The following is a 17,592-nucleotide window of genomic DNA, read 5'->3' as shown; positions in this document are numbered from 1 at the left end:
CCCCTCCCACATTTGGTTCTGTGTCAGGCTTGGGTGTTGGTGAGTGCTTGGGAAGCGGCAACATAGTCCGCCTGGAACGCTGGCGATTCAATCCACGCGAGCGCCGCCGCTTCATCATCACTGTCCGTGGCCCACTGCCGATACTCGATCAGCGCCGCCAGGATAAAGTCGGTGGCTTCTTCTTCGCCTTCCTGTTCCAGCACCAGCGCCAGCAGCGGGTGGGCCAGGAATGCCGCGCACAACGCCTGTTGGCTGATCTCGCCCGCGGCGCGCATTTTCACGAACAGCTCGGTCAAATCCACCGATTCAAGATCAATGCGGCTGTCATCGCCCGCGAAGGCATCCGGTTTGGGCGCAACGGCGCGTTGGGTGCGGTTCTGTTTGGCCTTGGTCTTGGCCCGTTGGGCACGTTTTTGCTGCTTGTTCGGCGAGGCCATGGGCTTGCGTCCTGGGGTGAAGGATCTGGGTGGGGTATTGAAGCGCAGGTTGGGGCAAATCCCAAGGGTTGCGGGTGTGTTTCGCTACGCGCAGCCCTGTGCTGGTTTTATTTTTAGTAACAGTTAAGCGGTTTGCCAGCACTTGTATGGGCTTTGGCAGGGTTATTAACCTTCGACGCTCGCGCCGCTCGTTTGCCGGACCGTGGATCGTTCCGGCGCACGGCTTTTGGCAAAACCATACATCTGAGAGAAACGACAGCGAACCATGGACAGATTAGACTTGCAGGCATCCATTACGGAGGTCTCTATGAGCATCCCACTTTCTCCTATCGTTTCGGAGTTTGAAACAGAAGAGCAGGCCGCGAGCTACGACCGTTGGTTTCGGGCCAAGGTGCAGGCTTCAATTGATGATCCTCGCCCGAGTATTCCGCATGACGAAGCCATGGCCGAAGTCGAGAGAATGCTGGAAGAGAGGCGTAAGGCTCGCCGTGCTGCTCGTTAAGTGGCGACCCGAGGCCCTTGTAGCCCTGACCGATATCATTGACTACATTGAGCAATACAATCCCAACGCTGCTGCTTCGCTGCATCGAACCATTGTGAAGGCTGCTGAGGGGTTGTCTTCAATGCCTTATGGATTTAAGCGCGGCCGCTTGTCTGGCACTCGGGAAATGGTTGTTCATCCCAATTATTTGGTGATCTATCGAGTGATAGAACAAGTCGAAATACTGGCGGTGCTGCATACTCGTCAGGAATATCCCTCGGATGCTATTGGGTTGCACTAGTCGACCTCGCGCCATTAGGCGCATAGGCTGGCGTCTCTGCAGTTTTCTTGAGTGCACCCATGACCCGCGACACCCTCGAACACCACCAGATCCCCCTCTACTTCGTCACCGTTCTCCTGGCTGCAGTCGTTGGCCTGCTCGCGCCTTTATCGGCTCACGCTCTGAGCGCATGCATCACGCCCTCCATCGCGATACTGATGTATGCGATGTTCCTGCAAATCCCCTTTCTGGACCTGCGTGCAGGCTTGAGCAACAAGCGCTTCCTGTCGGCGTTGTTGCTGGCCAATTTCATTTTGGTGCCGCTGCTGGTATGGGGATTGACCCGTGGCCTGGTAGAGCGCCCGGCGTTGTTGGTGGGGGCCTTGCTGGTGTTGTTGACGCCATGCATCGATTACGTGGTGGTGTTCACTCATATCGGCAAGGGCGATTCGCGATTGATGCTGGCGGCCACGCCGTTGCTGTTGTTGCTGCAGTTGGCGCTGTTGCCGGTGTACCTGGGTTTGATGCTGGGGACACAGTCGCAGGTAGTGGTGCAGGCGGGGCCGTTTATCGAGGCATTCGTGGCGCTGATTTTGCTGCCGATGGTGCTTGCGGTGCTGACCACTGCTCTGGCACGACGCTCGAGGGTTATCAATGCCTGGAATGACGTATGGGCCTGGTTGCCCGTGCCCGCGATGGCGCTGGTTCTGTTCGTGGTGATCGGCTCGCAAATCACCTCGGTGGTGCGTGATATCGACTTACTGATGCCGGTGATCCCGATTTATGTGGCCTTTGTGCTGCTGGCGCCGTTGATGGGGATGCTGGCTGCGCGGCTGTTTGCGTTGCCGGCGCCCACGGCGCGTGCGGTGACGTTCAGTGCATCGACACGCAACTCGCTGGTGGTGTTGCCCTTGGCCCTGGCGCTGCCCGAAGACGTGCGCGGGCTGGCGGCGACGGCGGTGATCCTGCAAACCCTGGTCGAGCTGGTGGCCGAATTGATCTACGTCCGCCTGATCCCGGTAGTGGTGTGGCCCTTAAAACGCTGAACCGGTAAATGTTCAAGCCTGTTCAGGCGCTGTTCAGGGACGTGGTCGGCAACATACGTCGGCTTTCTCCACCTGGCAGGTCAATCGATGGATCACCACAACCGCTTTCGCCTCGAATCCCTGGGCATTTTCCTGTTTGCCTTGTTGCTTTTTACCTTGGGCATCTGGAATCAGCAGCCCCAGGGATTTGATGGGCGCTGGGCGCTGTTCATGCAGGAAATGTTTCGCCATGGCGCGAGTCTTTTCCCCACCACCTATGGGCAGCCTTACGCGGACTACCCTGGCACCGCGACCTTCCTCAGTTTTATATGTGCCCGCTTGTTCGGTGCGCCCAACCATCTGGCGAACGTGCTGCCCACCGCCCTGGCGTCCGCCGGGGTCGTCGCATTGATGTATCGCCTGCTGGTCCCGTCAAGTCGGCAGTGGGCGCTGCTCACCGTGTTGCTGACCCTGCTCACCACTCAACTGCTGGAAAAATCGCGTTCGGTATGCCTGGACCAGATGGTGGCGTTGCTGTGTGTCGGCAGTTTCTACCTGCTGCACAGTGGCGAGCGCCTGGGTTCGCGGCTCCGGCGGTTGGCGGTGTTCCCGCTGTTTATCCTCGGCTTTGCGATACGCGGGCCGTTGGGGTTGATCGAGGTCTGCGGCGTGGTGTGCGTGTATTGGGCGCTGGGCAAGCCGGGGGAGCGAGTCAAGCAGGTGCTGATCCACGGTGTCGTCGGCCTGGTGTTGCTGGCGGCCTGTTGGTGGTTGCTGGTGAAGCTGGCGCGCATCAGCGGTGGCGAGGCGTTTGCCGATGAGGTGTTCAGGATGCAGGTCGGCGGGCGCCTGGATGAAAGCGGCGAGCCGTTCTACTTTTACTTTCAGTTGAGTCTGTATCGCTATTTCCCCGTGGTGCCCCTGGCGCTGGCCACGCTGGTTGCCTTGCGCCATCGCTGGTCCGTGCGACACAGCGATGCCGATGTGCAACGGGTGGTCAGGCTTGGCGCCTGCGGCTTGATGATCCTGCTCGGTCTGTCGGTGCCAAACTTCAAGCGCGCTTATTACATCCTGCCGATGGTGCCGCTGTTTGCCGCTGTCGCCGCCTATGGGCTGCTGCAAGCGCAAGGCTGGCTCGTGGGCGTGCGTCGCTGCTACGAGGGCCTTGTCGCGGCGCTGCCGGCGTTGTGCGTGGTTGTGGTGTTTGTGTGTCGGCACGGGTGGCAAAAGCACGGTTACTGGCCGGACGTTTCGCTGCCGTTGCTGATTGGTGTGCTGGTGGTGTTGCAAGTGTTGGCGTTGATTGCCTGGCGCCGGGCAGGGCGGCTGGTGTGGCTCAGCTTGATCGCATTGGTGGCACAATGGTTGCTGCTGGTGAGCGTGGTCGAGCCGGCCAAGGATCTACAGTTCGACACCCGCACCTTTGTCAGCCAGGTAGAGACGTTGCGCCAGGCACAGCCGGGGCCCCTGGTGTTTATCAACCTCGGTCGCGATACCTGGGCAGTGCGCTACATGATGAACCTGGACCACGATGAGCAGCCGGTGTTTATCGGCGGCAATCAGCTTGAGCGATTGGACGCTGTGCCGCGACCGGCCTGGGTAATTGTGGCGCGCAAGGAGACTGCGCTGCTGAAGGGCACGCCCGTTGAGCATCTGGTGCCAAGCTTTGAAGGGCGGTTGAACGACAATCCGCTGATGGTGTTTTTGCTTGAGTAAGCGATGAGTATCTCTAACTGCGCAGAGCGTCATCTCAAAAAGCCTATGCCGCAGCCCTTGCGGCATAAGGTTCGAGGGGATGGGAAGTGAATTCATTATCTCAAAATCGCCGCTTGGATAAGTCAAATCCCAGACAACAAAAAACCCGCACTAGGCGGGTTTCTTGTGTGCTTTCAGGTGTGCTTGGCATCACCTGAAAACGAAAGGTGGTGCCCAGAGACGGAATCGAACCGCCGACACGGGGATTTTCAATCCCCTGCTCTACCGACTGAGCTATCTGGGCAACGGGGCGCATTAAACGGGTTTTTCAGGGGGTCGTCAAGCAAGTTTTCAAAAAATATTTAATTATTACCGTCGCTTACGTGCCGACCCCGGTTTTTGATCAATTATTGAGCAGGTGGCACGTAACCTTCGGCTTGGGCGTATTCCTCGCCGGAAAAGAACTTGTCCATCTCGCCCGCCAGGTATTTACGGTCTTCGGCGTTCATCATGTTCAGGCGTTTTTCGTTGATCAGCAGGGTCTGGTGTTTCAGCCAGTCGCCCCAGGCTTTGGCCGAGACGTGCTCGTAAATGTCCTGGCCCTTGGCGCCCGGATACGGAGGGCGCTCCAGAGCTGGCAGTTCTTCTTTGTACTTGCGGCACATTACGGTGCGGGTCATGACGACTCTCCTGCATTCAATACGTCGGCCGCGCGCTTCAGCAGTTTCTTGACCGGGGCGGCAAGGCCCAGGCGCGGCGGGGTGGCGAGGTTATACCAGAGCCAGTCGGCCTCGGCCACGTGAAGGGCGGTTTCCTCGACCCGCACCAGCCAGGGTTCGATGGCCAGTTGGAAGTGGCTGAAGGTATGGACCAGCCCCGGCAGTTCCTGGTGCTTGCCCAGTTCGAGCGCGTGCTGGTTGGCGAGGTGGTCGAGGTCCGCCAGGTCGTCCAGTTCGGGCAGGCTCCACAAACCGCCCCACAGCCCCGTGGACGGGCGCCGATAAAGCAGGATCTCGCCCTCGGCATTGGCCAGCATCGGCATCAGCGTGCGTTTCTGCGGGATGGTCTTGCGCGGCTTGGGGATCGGGTAGCGCGTCTCCAGGCCGAGCATGTGGGCTTCACAGCCTTTTTCCAGCGGGCACAGCAGGCAGCTGGGTTTGCTGCGGGTGCAGAGCGTGGCGCCCATGTCCATCATCGCCTGGGTGTAGGCGTTGACCCGATCATGGGGCGTGAAGCGTTCTGCGGTGGCCCACAGCTGTTTGGCCACCTTGGGCTCGCCTGGGTAGCCTTCTTGCGCGGTAAAGCGCGCCAGTACGCGCTTGACGTTGCCGTCGAGGATCGGCGCGCGCAGGCCCATGCTCAGGCTGGCGATCGCGCCGGCGGTGGACAGGCCGATGCCGGGCAATTCGGTGAGCTTTTCCACATCACGGGGAAACTCTCCGCCGTACTCGGTCACGATGATCCTGGCGGTCTTTTGCAGGTTGCGCGCCCGGGTGTAGTAGCCCAGGCCGGTCCACAGGTGCAGCACTTCGTCTTCCGGCGCGGCGGCCAGGGCTTCGACCGTTGGCAGCGAGGCCATGAAGCGGTCGAAATAATTGAGCACGGTGCTGACCTGAGTCTGTTGCAGCATGATCTCCGACACCCACACCCGATAAGGCGTGATGCCCTGTTGCCAAGGCAGATCGTGGCGGCCATGGCGATCGTACCAGTCCAGCACCGCCGTTGAAAACTGCTCGTTTCTCATCGTTTGAACAGGCCTTTCAAAGCATCTTTGAGCTGTGGGTTGACCTTGTCGAGCTTCTCTTCCAGCTTGTCGCTGAGCTTGTTGCCGGCGGCCTTGAGCGCCACCTGGCTCAAGCCGTCCTTATCCAGGCGGCAGGCCTTGGCGCCCAGCTCCAGCGGGCCACGGCAGCGCAGCGGTACTTCGATGTCGCGGAAGTTGGCGCCCACTTCACAGGCCGGGTCCGGCACTTCGCGCTGGTCGCCTTCGACGATGATGCCGACGCGGTAGTCCATGCCCAGCACGCGCAGGTCGACGTCACCGTTGCCATTGACCGCCAGCCCTGGGATGCGCACTTTCAGGTCAGGGTTGTTGGCCACGCCGTTGCGCAACGTCAGGTTGCCCTTCAGCTCCTGGAATGGCGTGTCTTTGCCGCGCTGTTCGCCGCTCAAGGTCTTGCGGTTGAGCATGGCGATGCCAGTGCACAGTTGCTGCTCAAGGTTGGCGTTGAGCAGCACGCCGTTGTTGATCGCAAAACTGGCGGTGCCGCTGAGGCTGTCGATCAGGGCCTTTTGGCTGTTGCCACGGCCGGTCAGGTTGCTGTCGAGCGTGACCTGGCCTTTGACCGGCGGCGTTTGCCCCTGGGCTTGCAGGATGCGCTCGATCGGTACTTGCCTGATGCGGCTTTGCAGCGCCAGTACCGGTACGTCCTGGCGTACATCGAGCGTGCCGTTGGCCTGGAACGTACCGTCGTAGAGCCCGCCGCTGAGCGCGTCGAGCTTGAGCTGACCATTGATACCGGAGGCTTTGAGCACGGCATTCTGGATCGGCAGTTTGCTCAGCGTCAGTTGGCCGAAGGCCAGATCGGCGTCTACGTCCAGCTTGCGCAGGTGCGCCAGCGGTAGCAGCTTGTCGGTGCTCCAGGCGCTTTTGGTCGGTGCATCCGGCAGCGGTGTGGTGCCGCCGGCCGCCATGGCGCCGGCTTCGCTGTTCTGCACTTCGGCCTGGCGCGCAGCGGTTGCGCCCTTGGCGGATTCGGATTTCGCCGGCAGGTAGTTGTCGGCGTTGAACGTGTCGCCCTTGAGCCGCACGCGCAATGACTGCTTGGCAAAATCGTCCACGGCCACGCGGCCGGTGAAGGTGCTGCCGTCGAGTTTCAGGTTGAGGTCTTCCAGGGCCACGCTGGTCGGCGTGCCCTTGAGGCGGCTGACCAGTTCGACCTTGCTCAGGCTGCCCTCGGCCATCGGCGGCAATGGCCTGCCGATGCTGTCGAGGAACTTGGCCAGGTCGAGCTGGGCGATGGACAGGGCGCCGCTGAGCTGCGGGGTCTTGTCCAGGTCGTTGACCTTCAGTTCGCCCAGTGCGCGCAGTTGGTTGGCCGAGAGCTTCAGGTTGGTCCATTCGGCGATATTGGCCGCCTGGTCCACCAGCAACTGGCCCTGGGTGGAGAAGGTTACAGTCTTGCCTTGCAGCGGCTCGCCGGTGGCTTCACCGCTGATGCGCATGTCTTCGAACTGGTAACGCTTGAGGGCACGCTGGATGCGCAGGTTGCCGTTGAGCTCGGTCTTGACGCGCATGACCGGCTGGTTGCTGCCGAAGAAGGCGGTGAGTTTCACCGGGATGCTCGCGCCTTCATGCACGGCACCGGCGCTCAGCTGGATGCTTTCGGCGCTGAACTGCTTGCCGGTTTGCTCGTCGTTGTATTCGATGCGGGCGTTGTTGACCGTCAGGCTGTCGATATCCAGGCGGATCGGTTTTGGCGGCTTTTCCGGTTCCTGCTCGGCAGGCTGCTCCACGGGGGCGGGGGTTGCGCTACTTGTCACCGGCGCGTTCTTGCCGATGTCTTCCCAGTTGCCATGGCCCTGCTTGTCGCGGGTGAGGCGCAGGTTCAGGCCTTCGACGCGCACGTCGCTCATCTGCACTTCGCGGCGCAGCAGTGGCAGCACGCGCACGGAAAGGCCGAGCATTTGCAGGTCTGCAAAAGGTTGGGTCGGGGCGGTCAGGGTGGCCACGCTGGCTTCATGCAGCTCGAGGCCGAGCCAGGGGAACAGGCTCCAGCCGATGTCGCCATTGAGCGTCAGCTCGATGTGGGCCTTGTCGCGGGCAATCTGGCGAATCTCTTCTTTGTAGTCGTTGGGATCGAACAGGTGGGTCAGGGCAAAGCCGAGAGCCACGATGATCAGCAACAGCCCGAGAAGTACCAGACCCAGGATTTTGCCGAACGCTTTCATGGGCGAGTCCTTGTATGTCGATTTCAAAATTTAGCCGCAGAGTATAACGCCCGACGGCCTTCGTCAGTTCACCGATCGTTACATTGTATCCGCGCCAGGCGGAACGGGAATTTGACGTCAATAAAACAAAAAAATCCGGGAAAGTGATGGCATTTTGGTTTTTTTGGCGTTCTCAAATGCTAATCTTTGCGCGTTCGTCCGCCTTCTGCGACCTATCGTCGCGCCAAAATGGAGTTTCACTCAAAAAAACGGCCACGCTTTGCGTGCAAGGCCGAGGGAGAGAGCGCCTGACGAACAACGACTAATAACTGGGGGAAACATCAATGAGCACCAGCACTGCGGCGGGTCACACCGCCGAGCAGCCTGCGTTCCTGTCCAAGGAGCGCATTATCGCCAAGCCAGGGTTCAACCGCTGGCTGGTTCCACCGGCCGCCCTGGCCATCCATCTGTGCATCGGCATGGCCTACGGTTTCTCGGTGTTCTGGTTGCCGCTGTCCAAGGCACTGGGGATCACCGCGCCCGTGGCCTGCGCGCCGGACATGAGTTTTATCGCGCAGGTTTTTTCGTCCCAATGCGACTGGCCCATCTCCATGCTGGGCTGGATCTACACCCTGTTCTTCATCTTCCTGGGCTGCTCGGCAGCGATCTGGGGCGGCTGGCTGGAACACGCCGGGCCACGCAAGGCCGGTGTTGTGTCGGCGCTTTGCTGGTGCGGCGGCCTGCTGATCTCGGCGTTGGGGATCTATACCCACCAGATCTGGCTGATGTGGATCGGCTCCGGCGTGATCGGCGGTATCGGCCTGGGCCTGGGCTATATCTCGCCGGTGTCGACCCTGATCAAGTGGTTCCCGGACAAGCGCGGCATGGCCACCGGCATGGCGATCATGGGCTTCGGCGGCGGCGCAATGGTAGGCGCGCCCCTGGCTGCGGCGCTGATGGGGCACTTCGCTTCGCCGACCAGCGTGGGCGTATGGCAGAGCTTCCTGGTGATGGCGGCGATCTACTTCGTGTTCATGATCGGCGGCGCGCTGTCCTACCGCGTGCCACCGACCGGCTGGAAGCCTGAGGGTTGGACTGCGCCGGCGAAAAAAGCCAGCAACGCGATGATCACTCACCGTCACGTGCACGTGAACGTGGCCTGGAAAACCCCGCAGTTCCGCCTGGTTTGGCTGGTGTTGTGTCTGAACGTGTCGGCCGGTATCGGTATCCTCGGCATGGCTTCGCCGCTGCTGCAGGAAGTGTTCGGCGGCAAGCTGCTGGGTGTGGATGTGCCGTTCGGCCAACTGGACGCCGGGCAGCTTGCATCCATTGCTGCCATCGCGGCGGGTTTCACCGGTCTGTTGAGCCTGTTCAACATCGGTGGCCGGTTCTTCTGGGCGTCGTTCTCCGACTATCTGGGGCGTAAAAACACCTACTTCGTGTTCTTCGCCCTGGGCTTTGCCCTGTACGCGCTGATCCCGAACCTCGGTCACCTGGGCAACGTAGCGCTGTTCGTGGCGGCGTTCTGCATCATCCTGTCGATGTACGGCGGTGGTTTTGCGACCGTCCCGGCCTACCTGGCCGACCTGTTCGGTACCCAGATGGTGGGCGCGATCCACGGCCGCCTGCTGACCGCATGGGCCGCGGCGGGTGTGCTGGGCCCGGTGCTGGTGAACTACCTGCGTGAATATCAATTGAGCATCGGCGTCGAACGCGCCGCGGCCTATGACATCACCTTGTACATTCTCGCCGGCCTGCTGGTGCTGGGGTTCATCTGCAACCTGCTGGTGCGCCCGGTGGCCGACAAGTACTTCATGACCGACGCGGAACTCGCCGCCGAGCAAGCGCTGGGCCATGACAAAGGGGCTGACGCCACTACCGTGCTGGAGTGGAAAGCCTCTGCCGGCAGCAAGCCGTTGGCGATTGCCGCCTGGCTGGTGGTGGGTATTCCGTTGGCGTGGGGTGTGTGGGTGACCCTGCAGAAGACCGCGGTACTGTTCCACTGACATCAAGAGTGGGAGGGGCTTGCCCCCCTCCCACCTTGGATGTGTGGAGTTTTCATCAGTCGGTCCCACCTGTATGCACATGTCTATCCCCGACACTCCATCAGTCTTATCCCCTTCGATGTTTCTGTTTAGCGCCCGCGCCCCTATAATGGCTGCCTTTTTCGCCCAATGATTTTGCGGAGCTGGTGATGGCCGAACGTAAGGCGTCCGTCGAGCGCGACACTCTGGAAACCCAGATCAAAGCCTCGATCAACCTGGATGGCACCGGAAAGGCCCGATTTGATATCGGTGTTCCTTTTCTTGAGCACATGCTGGACCAGATCGCCCGTCACGGGCTGATCGACCTGGATATCGTCAGCAAAGGCGACCTGCACATCGACGACCACCACACGGTGGAAGACGTGGGCATCACCCTCGGCCAGGCATTTGCCAAGGCCATCGGCGACAAAAAAGGCATCCGTCGCTACGGCCACGCCTATGTCCCGCTGGACGAAGCGCTGTCGCGTGTGGTCATCGACTTCTCCGGCCGTCCAGGCCTGCAGATGCACGTGCCCTACACCCGCGCCACCGTGGGCGGCTTCGACGTCGACCTGTTCCAGGAATTCTTCCAGGGTTTCGTCAACCACGCACTCGTCAGCCTGCACATCGACAACCTGCGCGGTACCAACACCCACCACCAGATCGAAACCGTGTTCAAGGCTTTCGGCCGCGCCCTGCGCATGGCCGTGGAGCTGGATGAGCGCATGGCCGGGCAAATGCCCTCGACCAAGGGCGTTCTGTAATGCAGACGGTCGCGGTTATCGATTACGGCATGGGTAACCTGCACTCGGTGGCCAAGGCCCTCGAGCACGTAGGTGCCGGCAAGGTGCTGATCACCAGCGATGCCAAGGTGATTCGCGAAGCCGACCGCGTGGTATTCCCTGGCGTTGGCGCGATTCGCGATTGCATGGCCGAGATCCGCCGCCTGGGCTTTGACAGTCTGGTGCGCGAAGTCAGCCAGGACCGTCCGTTCCTCGGCATCTGCGTCGGCATGCAAGCCTTGCTCGACAGCAGTGAAGAGAACGCCGGCGTCGACTGCATCGGCCTGTTTCCGGGCCAGGTGAAGTTTTTCGGCAAGGACCTGCATGAAGACGGCGAACACCTGAAAGTCCCGCACATGGGCTGGAACGAGGTCAGCCAGACAGTGGACCATCCGCTGTGGCACGATATTCCGAACCTGGCGCGCTTCTATTTCGTACACAGCTACTACATCGCCGCCGGTAACCCGCGCCAGGTGGTGGGTGGCGGGCACTACGGCGTCGACTTTGCCGCGGCGCTGGCCGACGGTTCGCGGTTTGCCGTGCAGTTCCACCCGGAGAAGAGCCATACCCATGGCCTGCAATTACTGCAGAACTTCGCCGCCTGGGATGGTCGCTGGTAAATGGCCCGCAAGCCGAAGCAGCCGATCTTGCGCCTCACCCCCGAACAGGAGAGTGAGGCTACCCTCAAGATCAAGCGTTTCATGGAAGACCGCTTCGAACTCAAGTTGGGCTCGTTCGAGGTCGCGGAGATTCTCGACCTGTTCACCCACGAAGTGGCGCCGCATTATTACAACAGGGCGATTTTCGACACGCAGACGCTCCTTAAAGAAAGGTTCGAAAGCATCGAAAGCGACTTGTGGTCGCTTGAGAAACCCTGATTTCCCAAGCATTGCTGAATATCGAATAAGGTTTGCCAGATGCTGATTATCCCCGCTATCGATCTCAAGGACGGCGCCTGCGTACGCCTGCGCCAGGGCCGCATGGAAGATTCCACGGTGTTCTCCGATGACCCGGTGAGCATGGCCGCCAAATGGGTGGAAGGGGGCTGCCGTCGCCTGCATCTGGTGGACCTGAACGGCGCCTTCGAAGGCCAGCCGGTCAATGGCGAAGTGGTCACCGCGATTGCCAAGCGCTACCCGAACCTGCCGATCCAGATCGGCGGCGGTATCCGCTCCCTGGAAACCATCGAGCATTACGTCAAGGCGGGCGTGAGCTACGTGATCATCGGCACCAAGGCGGTGAAAGACCCGGCCTTCGTCGCCGAGGCCTGCCGTGCATTCCCGGGCAAAGTGATTGTCGGCCTGGACGCCAAAGACGGTTTCGTCGCCACCGACGGTTGGGCGCAAATCAGCACCGTGCAGGTCATCGACCTGGCCAGGCAGTTCGAAGCCGACGGCGTGTCCGCCATCGTTTATACCGACATCGCCAAAGACGGCATGATGCAGGGCTGCAACGTACCGTTCACCGCGGCACTGGCGGCGGCGACGAAGATTCCGGTGATCGCGTCCGGCGGCATCCACAACCTGGGCGACATCAAGTCGCTGCTGGACGCCAAGGCACCCGGCATCATCGGCGCCATCACCGGCCGTGCGATCTACGAAGGTACCCTGGACGTCGCCGAAGCCCAGGCTTACTGCGATGCCTACAACGGCTGAGGACTGACCATGGCGCTGGCCAAACGCATCATCCCTTGCCTGGACGTCGACAACGGTCGCGTGGTCAAGGGCGTCAAGTTCGAGAACATCCGTGACGCCGGCGACCCGGTGGAAATCGCCCGTCGCTACGATGAGCAAGGCGCCGATGAGATTACCTTTCTCGACATTACCGCCAGCGTCGACGGCCGCGATACCACGTTGCATACCGTCGAGCGCATGGCCAGCCAGGTGTTTATCCCGCTGACCGTAGGCGGTGGCGTGCGCACCGTGCAAGACATCCGCAACCTGCTCAATGCCGGTGCGGACAAGGTCTCGATCAACACCGCCGCTGTATTCAACCCCGAGTTTGTCGGCGAAGCCGCGCAGCACTTCGGCTCGCAGTGCATCGTGGTGGCCATCGACGCCAAGAAAGTCTCGGGTCCGGGGGAAACCCCGCGCTGGGAGATCTTCACCCACGGCGGGCGCAAACCCACCGGCCTGGACGCGGTGGAGTGGGCGATGAAGATGGAAGGCCTGGGCGCCGGTGAAATCCTGCTGACCAGCATGGACCAGGACGGCATGAAAAACGGCTTCGACCTGGGCGTGACCCGCGCTATCAGCGATGCGCTGGGCATTCCGGTGATTGCCTCCGGGGGCGTCGGTAACCTGCAGCACCTCGCCGATGGCGTCATCGAAGGCCACGCCAGCGCGGTGCTGGCGGCGAGTATTTTCCACTTTGGCGAATACACCGTTCCCGAGGCAAAAGCCTACATGGCGGCGCGCGGTATCGTCGTGCGCTAAACGCCGCTGGACAGCATGGCAAGTGCGCGGCACTCTCTGCGCTTGCCATGGATTCCGGTAACTTTTCATGTTCAAACAGCTGCTGCTCGCCCTCGCCAGTACCTCCGTGCTCATGGCCGGTACTGCCCACGCCGAAGAACCGTCTGACACCACCCTGGTGTTGCTGACGGAAAATTTCCCGCCCTACAACATGGCAAAAAACGGCAAGAATTTCGCCAAGGACGAGAATATCGAAGGCATCGCCGTGGACATCGTGCGCGAGACCTTCAAGCGTGCCGGCATTTCCTACAACCTCACCCTGCGTTTCCCCTGGGAGCGAATCTACAAGCTCGCCCTGGAGAAACCCGGCTATGGCGTATTCGTGATGGCGCGTCTGCCGGACCGCGAAGCGCTGTTCAAGTGGGTCGGCCCCATCGGTCCGGATGACTGGGTGCTGCTGGCCAAGGCCGACAGCACGCTCAAGCTCGATGACCTGGAGCACGCGCGGGGCTACAGGATCGGCGCCTACAAGGGCGATGCCATCGCCGAGAGCCTGGAGAAGCAGGGCCTCAACCCGGTAGTGGTGTTGCGCGACCAGGACAACGCGCAAAAGCTGCTGGATGGCCAGATCGACTTGTGGGCCACCGGCGATCCTGCTGGGCGCTATTTGGCGCGGCAGGTGGGTGTGACGGGGCTCAGGACGGTGTTGCGGTTCAACAGTGCGCAGCTTTATCTTGCGTTGAACAAGGAGGTGCCGGACGAATTGGTAACCAAGCTCCAGGCTGCGCTGGATGAGTTACGCAAGGACGGGCGGGTAGACGAGATCATGGCCAACTACCTGTAAACGCGAACTCACTGTGGTGAGGGAGCTTGCTCCCGCTGGAGTGCGCAGCGCTCCCAACATTCTTGGGGCCGCTACGCAGCCCAGCGGGAGCAAGCTCCCTCGCCACAGTGGTCGGTCAGCGATACGCGCCATTTTTACCGTGTGCGGTCATGGCCTGATTGCTGCGCACACTGATCATCAACTTGATATCGATCCAGTCGATGCCCTGGGCCTTGAGCTTGGGCAGTTCGCGCTCCAGCACCGCCAGCGTCTGCGGATAAGGGTGGCCGATCATCACGGCTGAGCCCTGCTTGTGGGCCAGCTTGATCGCTGTCTGCAGCTGCGTGGTGATTGCCGCTTCGGTACGTTCGTCGTCCAGAAACACATCCCGCGAGACACTGGCCAGGCCGATCTTCTGCGCCTCGGCGGCGGCTACCGTCTGTGCGCTGGTACGGCTGTCGACGAAGAACTTGTTGCGTCGTTGCAGCTCGGCCATCAACCAGGCCATGGCAGCCGGTTGTGCCGTCATGCGGCTGCCCATGTGGTTGTTGATGCCGGCGGTGTAGGGTACCGCGGTGAAGGCGGCGTCCAGGCGTTTGCCCAGTTCTTCGATAGACAGCTCGGGGTGCCAGGCGAACGGCCCGGTGGCCGGGTCCATGGGCATGTGCAGGATCACGATCTTGCCGGCCTTGTGGGCTTCGCGGGCGAATTCGGCGGCGTGGGGTGTGTCGGGCATGATCGCGGTGGTGACAGGCCCGGGCAGGGCCAGCACGCGCCGGTCCCGTGGCAGGTTTTGCCCAAGGTCGTCGATGATCAAGGTGAGGTAGGCTTTGCGCGGCTCGCCGCCGGGGTCGCGTGAGCGACTCCGGCCAGGCTGCACAGCACAGCGATGATCAGGGCAACGCGCATATCAACGGCTGCGCGTGATGCTCAGGCCCTTGAGCAGGCTCAGCGCCTGGGCCAACTGATAGTCATCGTCCTGCGGCATCGGCTTGGCTTTCGCGCTGCTGCCGGTCGGCTGGTCGGCACCGCCGTTGCCATTGCCCAGGTGACCCTGCAGGTCCGCCTCTTTGTAGTATTCGCTGTCGATCTCGTTGGTGATCTTGGCTTTGCGTACTTCGATGTCCGGCACGATGCCCTGGGCCTGGATCGAGCGGCCATTCGGCGTGTAGTACAAGGCGGTGGTGATCTTCAGCGCACGATCGTTGTTCAGCGGCAACACGGTTTGCACCGAGCCTTTGCCGAAGCTGGTGGTGCCCATCAGCACGCCGCGTTTTTGATCCTGCAGGGCGCCGGCGACGATTTCCGAGGCTGAGGCGCTGCCGCCGTTGATCAGCACCGCCAGTGGCACGTTTTCGCTGAGGTCGTTGCCGGTGGCCGAGAAGCGCAGCTCGGAGTTGGCGATACGGCCCTTGGTGTAGACGATCAGGCCTTTGGTGATGAAATGGTCAACCACTTCCACCGCCGATTGCAGTACGCCGCCTGGGTTGTTACGCAGGTCGAGCACCAAGCCGCTGAGTTTCTTGCCGTTGTCCTTGCGCAGCTTGGCCAGGGCCTTGGCCACTTCGTCGCCGGTCTTGACCTGGAACTGGGTGATGCGGATGTAGCCGTAGCCCGACTCCAGCAACTGGCTCTTCACGCTCTTGACCACGATGGTCGCGCGGGTCAGCGTCACGTCAAACGGGTTGCCGCCGTCGCGCACCAGGGTCAGGGTGATTTTCTGGCCGATCTTGCCGCGCATCTTGTCGACGGCTTCGGTCATGGTCTGGCCGCGGGTCGGCTGGCCGTTGATCTTGACGATAAAGTCACCGGCCTGGATGCCGGCCTTCGACGCCGGGGTATCGTCGATCGGCGACACAACATTGATGTTGCCGTCTTCGGCGCCAACTTCGATGCCCAGGCCGCCGAATTCACCGCTGGTGCTTTCCTGCAGCTCGGCGAAGTCTTCCGGGCCCAGGTAGGCGGAATGCGGGTCGAGGTTGCTGAGCATGCCCTTGATGGCATTTTCCAGCAGGGTCTTGTCGTCTACGGGTTCGACATAAGCTGCCTTGATCCGGTCCATGACCTCGGCGAAGGTGCGCAGCTCGTCCAGCGGCAACGGCGCCTTGGTGGTCGCGGCAGAGGCGGCTGCAGCGGGGGCGGCCTGATCGGCAAAAGCCAGCGGCGCGCCGATCACCAGGGCGATCGTCAGGGCCAGCGAAGTGAGGCGGGACAAATGCAGCATGTCGAACGAACTCCTAATGTAGATGAGACCCTATCCTTGGGATCTGCACCATTGTGCAGGGTCGCTCGGGCGGCCCTGCTGACGAATAGCGAAGTACAGCGCCGGGGTGTCCTGGCCACCACTGTTACCGACAGTGGAGATGGATTCACCGGCTTTTACAACATCACCTGCCGACTTGAGCAATGTCTGATTGTGGCCATAAAGGCTCAAATAGCCATTTCCGTGGTCGAGAATCACCAACAAACCGGCGCCCCGCAGCCAATCGGCAAATACCACGCGCCCACCGTGGACGGCATGCACCTGGCTACCGGCGGAGGCGCTGATCATCACCCCGTCCCACTTGGCACGGGTGTCATCGCCACGGGTTTCTCCAAAGCGTGCCAGCAATCGACCATCAACCGGCCATGGAAGTTTGCCGCGGGCTGAAGCAAATGGGCCGCCGAAGGACTCGCCTGCGCTGGAAACCAACGGGCCAGGGGCTGAATGCGCCGGTTTACGCGGTGCCGGAGCATCCGTGGTGGCTGCCAGTTCGGCCTCACGCTGGCGCTTTTTTTCGGCTTCCTGCTGGGCGATCAGCGCTTTTTGTCGCGCTTCTTCTGCCTCACGTGCCTGGCGCGCCAGGGTTTCTTCGATGGTCTTGAGCACTTTGGCCAGGTCGGCCTGGTCCTGCTCGCGAGCCTGCAGCTTGGCGTCGCGGGCCTTTACGTCGTCATTGAGCTTGGCCAAGGCCAGCTGACGTTCCTTGCGGACCTTGTCGAGTTCGTCGCGCTGGGTGTCGAGGGCGCTTTTCTGGTCCTGCAACTGCGATTGCTGGTTGGCGATCTCCTGCTCGACATTGACCAACTGGCGCAGCGTCTCGTTGAAGCTTTTGAGTTGCTCCAGACGAGCCTTGCTCAGGTAGTCGTAGTAGGTCAGGGTGCGCGCGAATTTTTCGGGGTTCTGCTGGTTGAGCAGCAGCTTGAGGTATTCCTGGCGGCCGCTCTGGTAGGCGGCGCGGGCCTGGATCGCGATCAGGCGTTGCTGTTCAACGCGTGCGCTCTGGAGTTTTTTTTTCTCAGCGTCGAGTCGCTCCAGTTCCGACTCGCTCTTCTTTAGTTCTTTTTGCAGCTCCTGGACCTGCTTCTCCAGCTTGCCCATTTCGGTTTCCGTGCCGCGCAGGTCTTTCTGCACTCCGGATTTTTCTTCCTGGAGCTTGCCGAGCAGTTTTTTCAGCTCGGTAATGTCCTGACGCGTAGCGTCCAACTGTTGTTGGGTTTGTGCGCGCTCATCGGCAAACGCCGGTTGGAGCAGGCAGACAAGAGCAAGGGTAATCAAGGCGCGAAGCATAGAGGCGGGCGACACCAGGGAAAGGGACGGCCTAGTATGCCCGCCAAGCGCGGCAAAAAAAACGCCCAATTGGGGCTGGCGGGCAAGTTAGGTGCCGAGTGGCGCAGGTATGGCAAAAAGACATCTATCAAACACGGGAACTCCAATGTGG

At 61.2% G+C, this 17,592-nt stretch carries 17 protein-coding genes, 1 tRNA gene and 1 pseudogene; 11 read left to right on the top strand and 8 right to left on the bottom strand.

The features are described 5' to 3' along the window. Positions 1-23 precede the first annotated feature (23 nt). Entirely contained in the window at positions 24-437 is a 414-nt protein-coding gene (locus JWR98_RS28235; RefSeq protein WP_078731150.1) for a hypothetical protein, read from the bottom strand. Between the two features lie 307 nt (positions 438-744). Between JWR98_RS28235 and relB the strand changes: the two genes are divergently transcribed. The 4 genes from relB to JWR98_RS28215 all read left to right on the top strand — a co-directional run bounded on the left by relB (position 745) and on the right by JWR98_RS28215 (position 3,939). Further along, positions 745-939 (top strand): type II toxin-antitoxin system RelB family antitoxin, encoded by a 195-nt coding sequence (gene relB / locus JWR98_RS28230; protein WP_078731168.1) that lies wholly within the window; start codon positions 745-747, stop codon positions 937-939. Next, positions 929-1,219 carry a type II toxin-antitoxin system RelE/ParE family toxin gene (locus tag JWR98_RS28225; RefSeq protein ID WP_225908885.1) on the top strand — a complete coding sequence of 97 codons (291 nt, stop codon included), beginning with the start codon at positions 929-931 and terminating at the stop codon, positions 1,217-1,219. The genes relB and JWR98_RS28225 overlap by 11 nt, the downstream gene beginning before the upstream one ends. Positions 1,220-1,278: 59 nt before the next feature. Further along, complete coding sequence (locus JWR98_RS28220) at positions 1,279-2,244, top strand: arsenic resistance protein (protein ID WP_078731152.1); 966 nt, start codon at positions 1,279-1,281, stop codon at positions 2,242-2,244. An 87-nt stretch (positions 2,245-2,331) separates the two neighbouring features. Continuing rightward, positions 2,332-3,939 (top strand): ArnT family glycosyltransferase, encoded by a 1,608-nt coding sequence (locus JWR98_RS28215; protein WP_205491810.1) that lies wholly within the window; start codon positions 2,332-2,334, stop codon positions 3,937-3,939. 207 nt (positions 3,940-4,146) lie between these two features. Here JWR98_RS28215 and JWR98_RS28210 read toward each other — a convergent pair. The 4 genes from JWR98_RS28210 to JWR98_RS28195 form a co-directional block, all read right to left on the bottom strand. Next, positions 4,147-4,222, bottom strand: a tRNA-Phe gene (locus tag JWR98_RS28210). Between the two features lie 103 nt (positions 4,223-4,325). Continuing rightward, complete coding sequence (locus JWR98_RS28205) at positions 4,326-4,598, bottom strand: oxidative damage protection protein (protein ID WP_078731154.1); 273 nt, start codon at positions 4,596-4,598, stop codon at positions 4,326-4,328. Next, entirely contained in the window at positions 4,595-5,662 is a 1,068-nt protein-coding gene (mutY, locus tag JWR98_RS28200) for an A/G-specific adenine glycosylase (RefSeq protein WP_205491805.1), read from the bottom strand. The genes JWR98_RS28205 and mutY overlap by 4 nt, the downstream gene beginning before the upstream one ends. Beyond that, on the bottom strand, positions 5,659-7,869 hold the full coding sequence (locus JWR98_RS28195) for an AsmA family protein (protein WP_078731156.1): 2,211 nt from the start codon (positions 7,867-7,869) through the stop codon (positions 5,659-5,661). Before JWR98_RS28195 ends, mutY begins: the two co-directional genes overlap by 4 nt. 323 nt (positions 7,870-8,192) lie before the next feature. On the opposite strand from JWR98_RS28195, the gene JWR98_RS28190 reads away from it, so the two are divergent. From JWR98_RS28190 to JWR98_RS28160, 7 genes are all read left to right on the top strand, one after another. After that, positions 8,193-9,854: an OFA family MFS transporter gene (locus JWR98_RS28190; RefSeq protein WP_205491803.1), complete on the top strand. Its 1,662-nt coding sequence runs from the start codon at positions 8,193-8,195 to the stop codon at positions 9,852-9,854. Between the two features lie 188 nt (positions 9,855-10,042). Then, positions 10,043-10,636, top strand: coding sequence for an imidazoleglycerol-phosphate dehydratase HisB (gene hisB / locus JWR98_RS28185; protein ID WP_017849940.1), 594 nt, complete (start codon positions 10,043-10,045; stop codon positions 10,634-10,636). Next, positions 10,636-11,274 carry an imidazole glycerol phosphate synthase subunit HisH gene (gene hisH, locus JWR98_RS28180; protein WP_078731158.1) on the top strand — a complete coding sequence of 213 codons (639 nt, stop codon included), beginning with the start codon at positions 10,636-10,638 and terminating at the stop codon, positions 11,272-11,274. Before hisB ends, hisH begins: the two co-directional genes overlap by 1 nt. Then, positions 11,275-11,532 (top strand): DUF2164 domain-containing protein, encoded by a 258-nt coding sequence (locus tag JWR98_RS28175; protein WP_003171105.1) that lies wholly within the window; start codon positions 11,275-11,277, stop codon positions 11,530-11,532. Between the two features lie 39 nt (positions 11,533-11,571). Further along, positions 11,572-12,309 (top strand): 1-(5-phosphoribosyl)-5-[(5-phosphoribosylamino)methylideneamino]imidazole-4-carboxamide isomerase, encoded by a 738-nt coding sequence (hisA, locus tag JWR98_RS28170; protein ID WP_078731159.1) that lies wholly within the window; start codon positions 11,572-11,574, stop codon positions 12,307-12,309. 9 nt (positions 12,310-12,318) lie between these two features. After that, entirely contained in the window at positions 12,319-13,089 is a 771-nt protein-coding gene (gene hisF, locus JWR98_RS28165) for an imidazole glycerol phosphate synthase subunit HisF (protein WP_003171107.1), read from the top strand. Positions 13,090-13,156: 67 nt separating this feature from the next. Next, positions 13,157-13,912, top strand: coding sequence for a substrate-binding periplasmic protein (locus JWR98_RS28160; protein WP_205491801.1), 756 nt, complete (start codon positions 13,157-13,159; stop codon positions 13,910-13,912). Between the two features lie 115 nt (positions 13,913-14,027). On the opposite strand, the pseudogene JWR98_RS28155 reads toward JWR98_RS28160, so the two are convergent. From JWR98_RS28155 to JWR98_RS28145, 3 genes and pseudogenes are all read right to left on the bottom strand, one after another. Beyond that, positions 14,028-14,800 (bottom strand): annotated as a pseudogene (locus tag JWR98_RS28155) (divergent polysaccharide deacetylase family protein). A 1-nt stretch (position 14,801) separates the two neighbouring features. Next, positions 14,802-16,115: a S41 family peptidase gene (locus JWR98_RS28150; RefSeq protein ID WP_205491799.1), complete on the bottom strand. Its 1,314-nt coding sequence runs from the start codon at positions 16,113-16,115 to the stop codon at positions 14,802-14,804. Between the two features lie 30 nt (positions 16,116-16,145). Then, entirely contained in the window at positions 16,146-17,441 is a 1,296-nt protein-coding gene (locus tag JWR98_RS28145) for a murein hydrolase activator EnvC family protein (RefSeq protein ID WP_017529552.1), read from the bottom strand. Positions 17,442-17,592: the final 151 nt, after the last annotated feature.

Source organism: Pseudomonas lactucae, assembly GCF_016937615.1.
Classification (GTDB): domain Bacteria; phylum Pseudomonadota; class Gammaproteobacteria; order Pseudomonadales; family Pseudomonadaceae; genus Aquipseudomonas; species Aquipseudomonas lactucae.
This window is presented reverse-complemented; position numbering and strand designations above follow the sequence as displayed.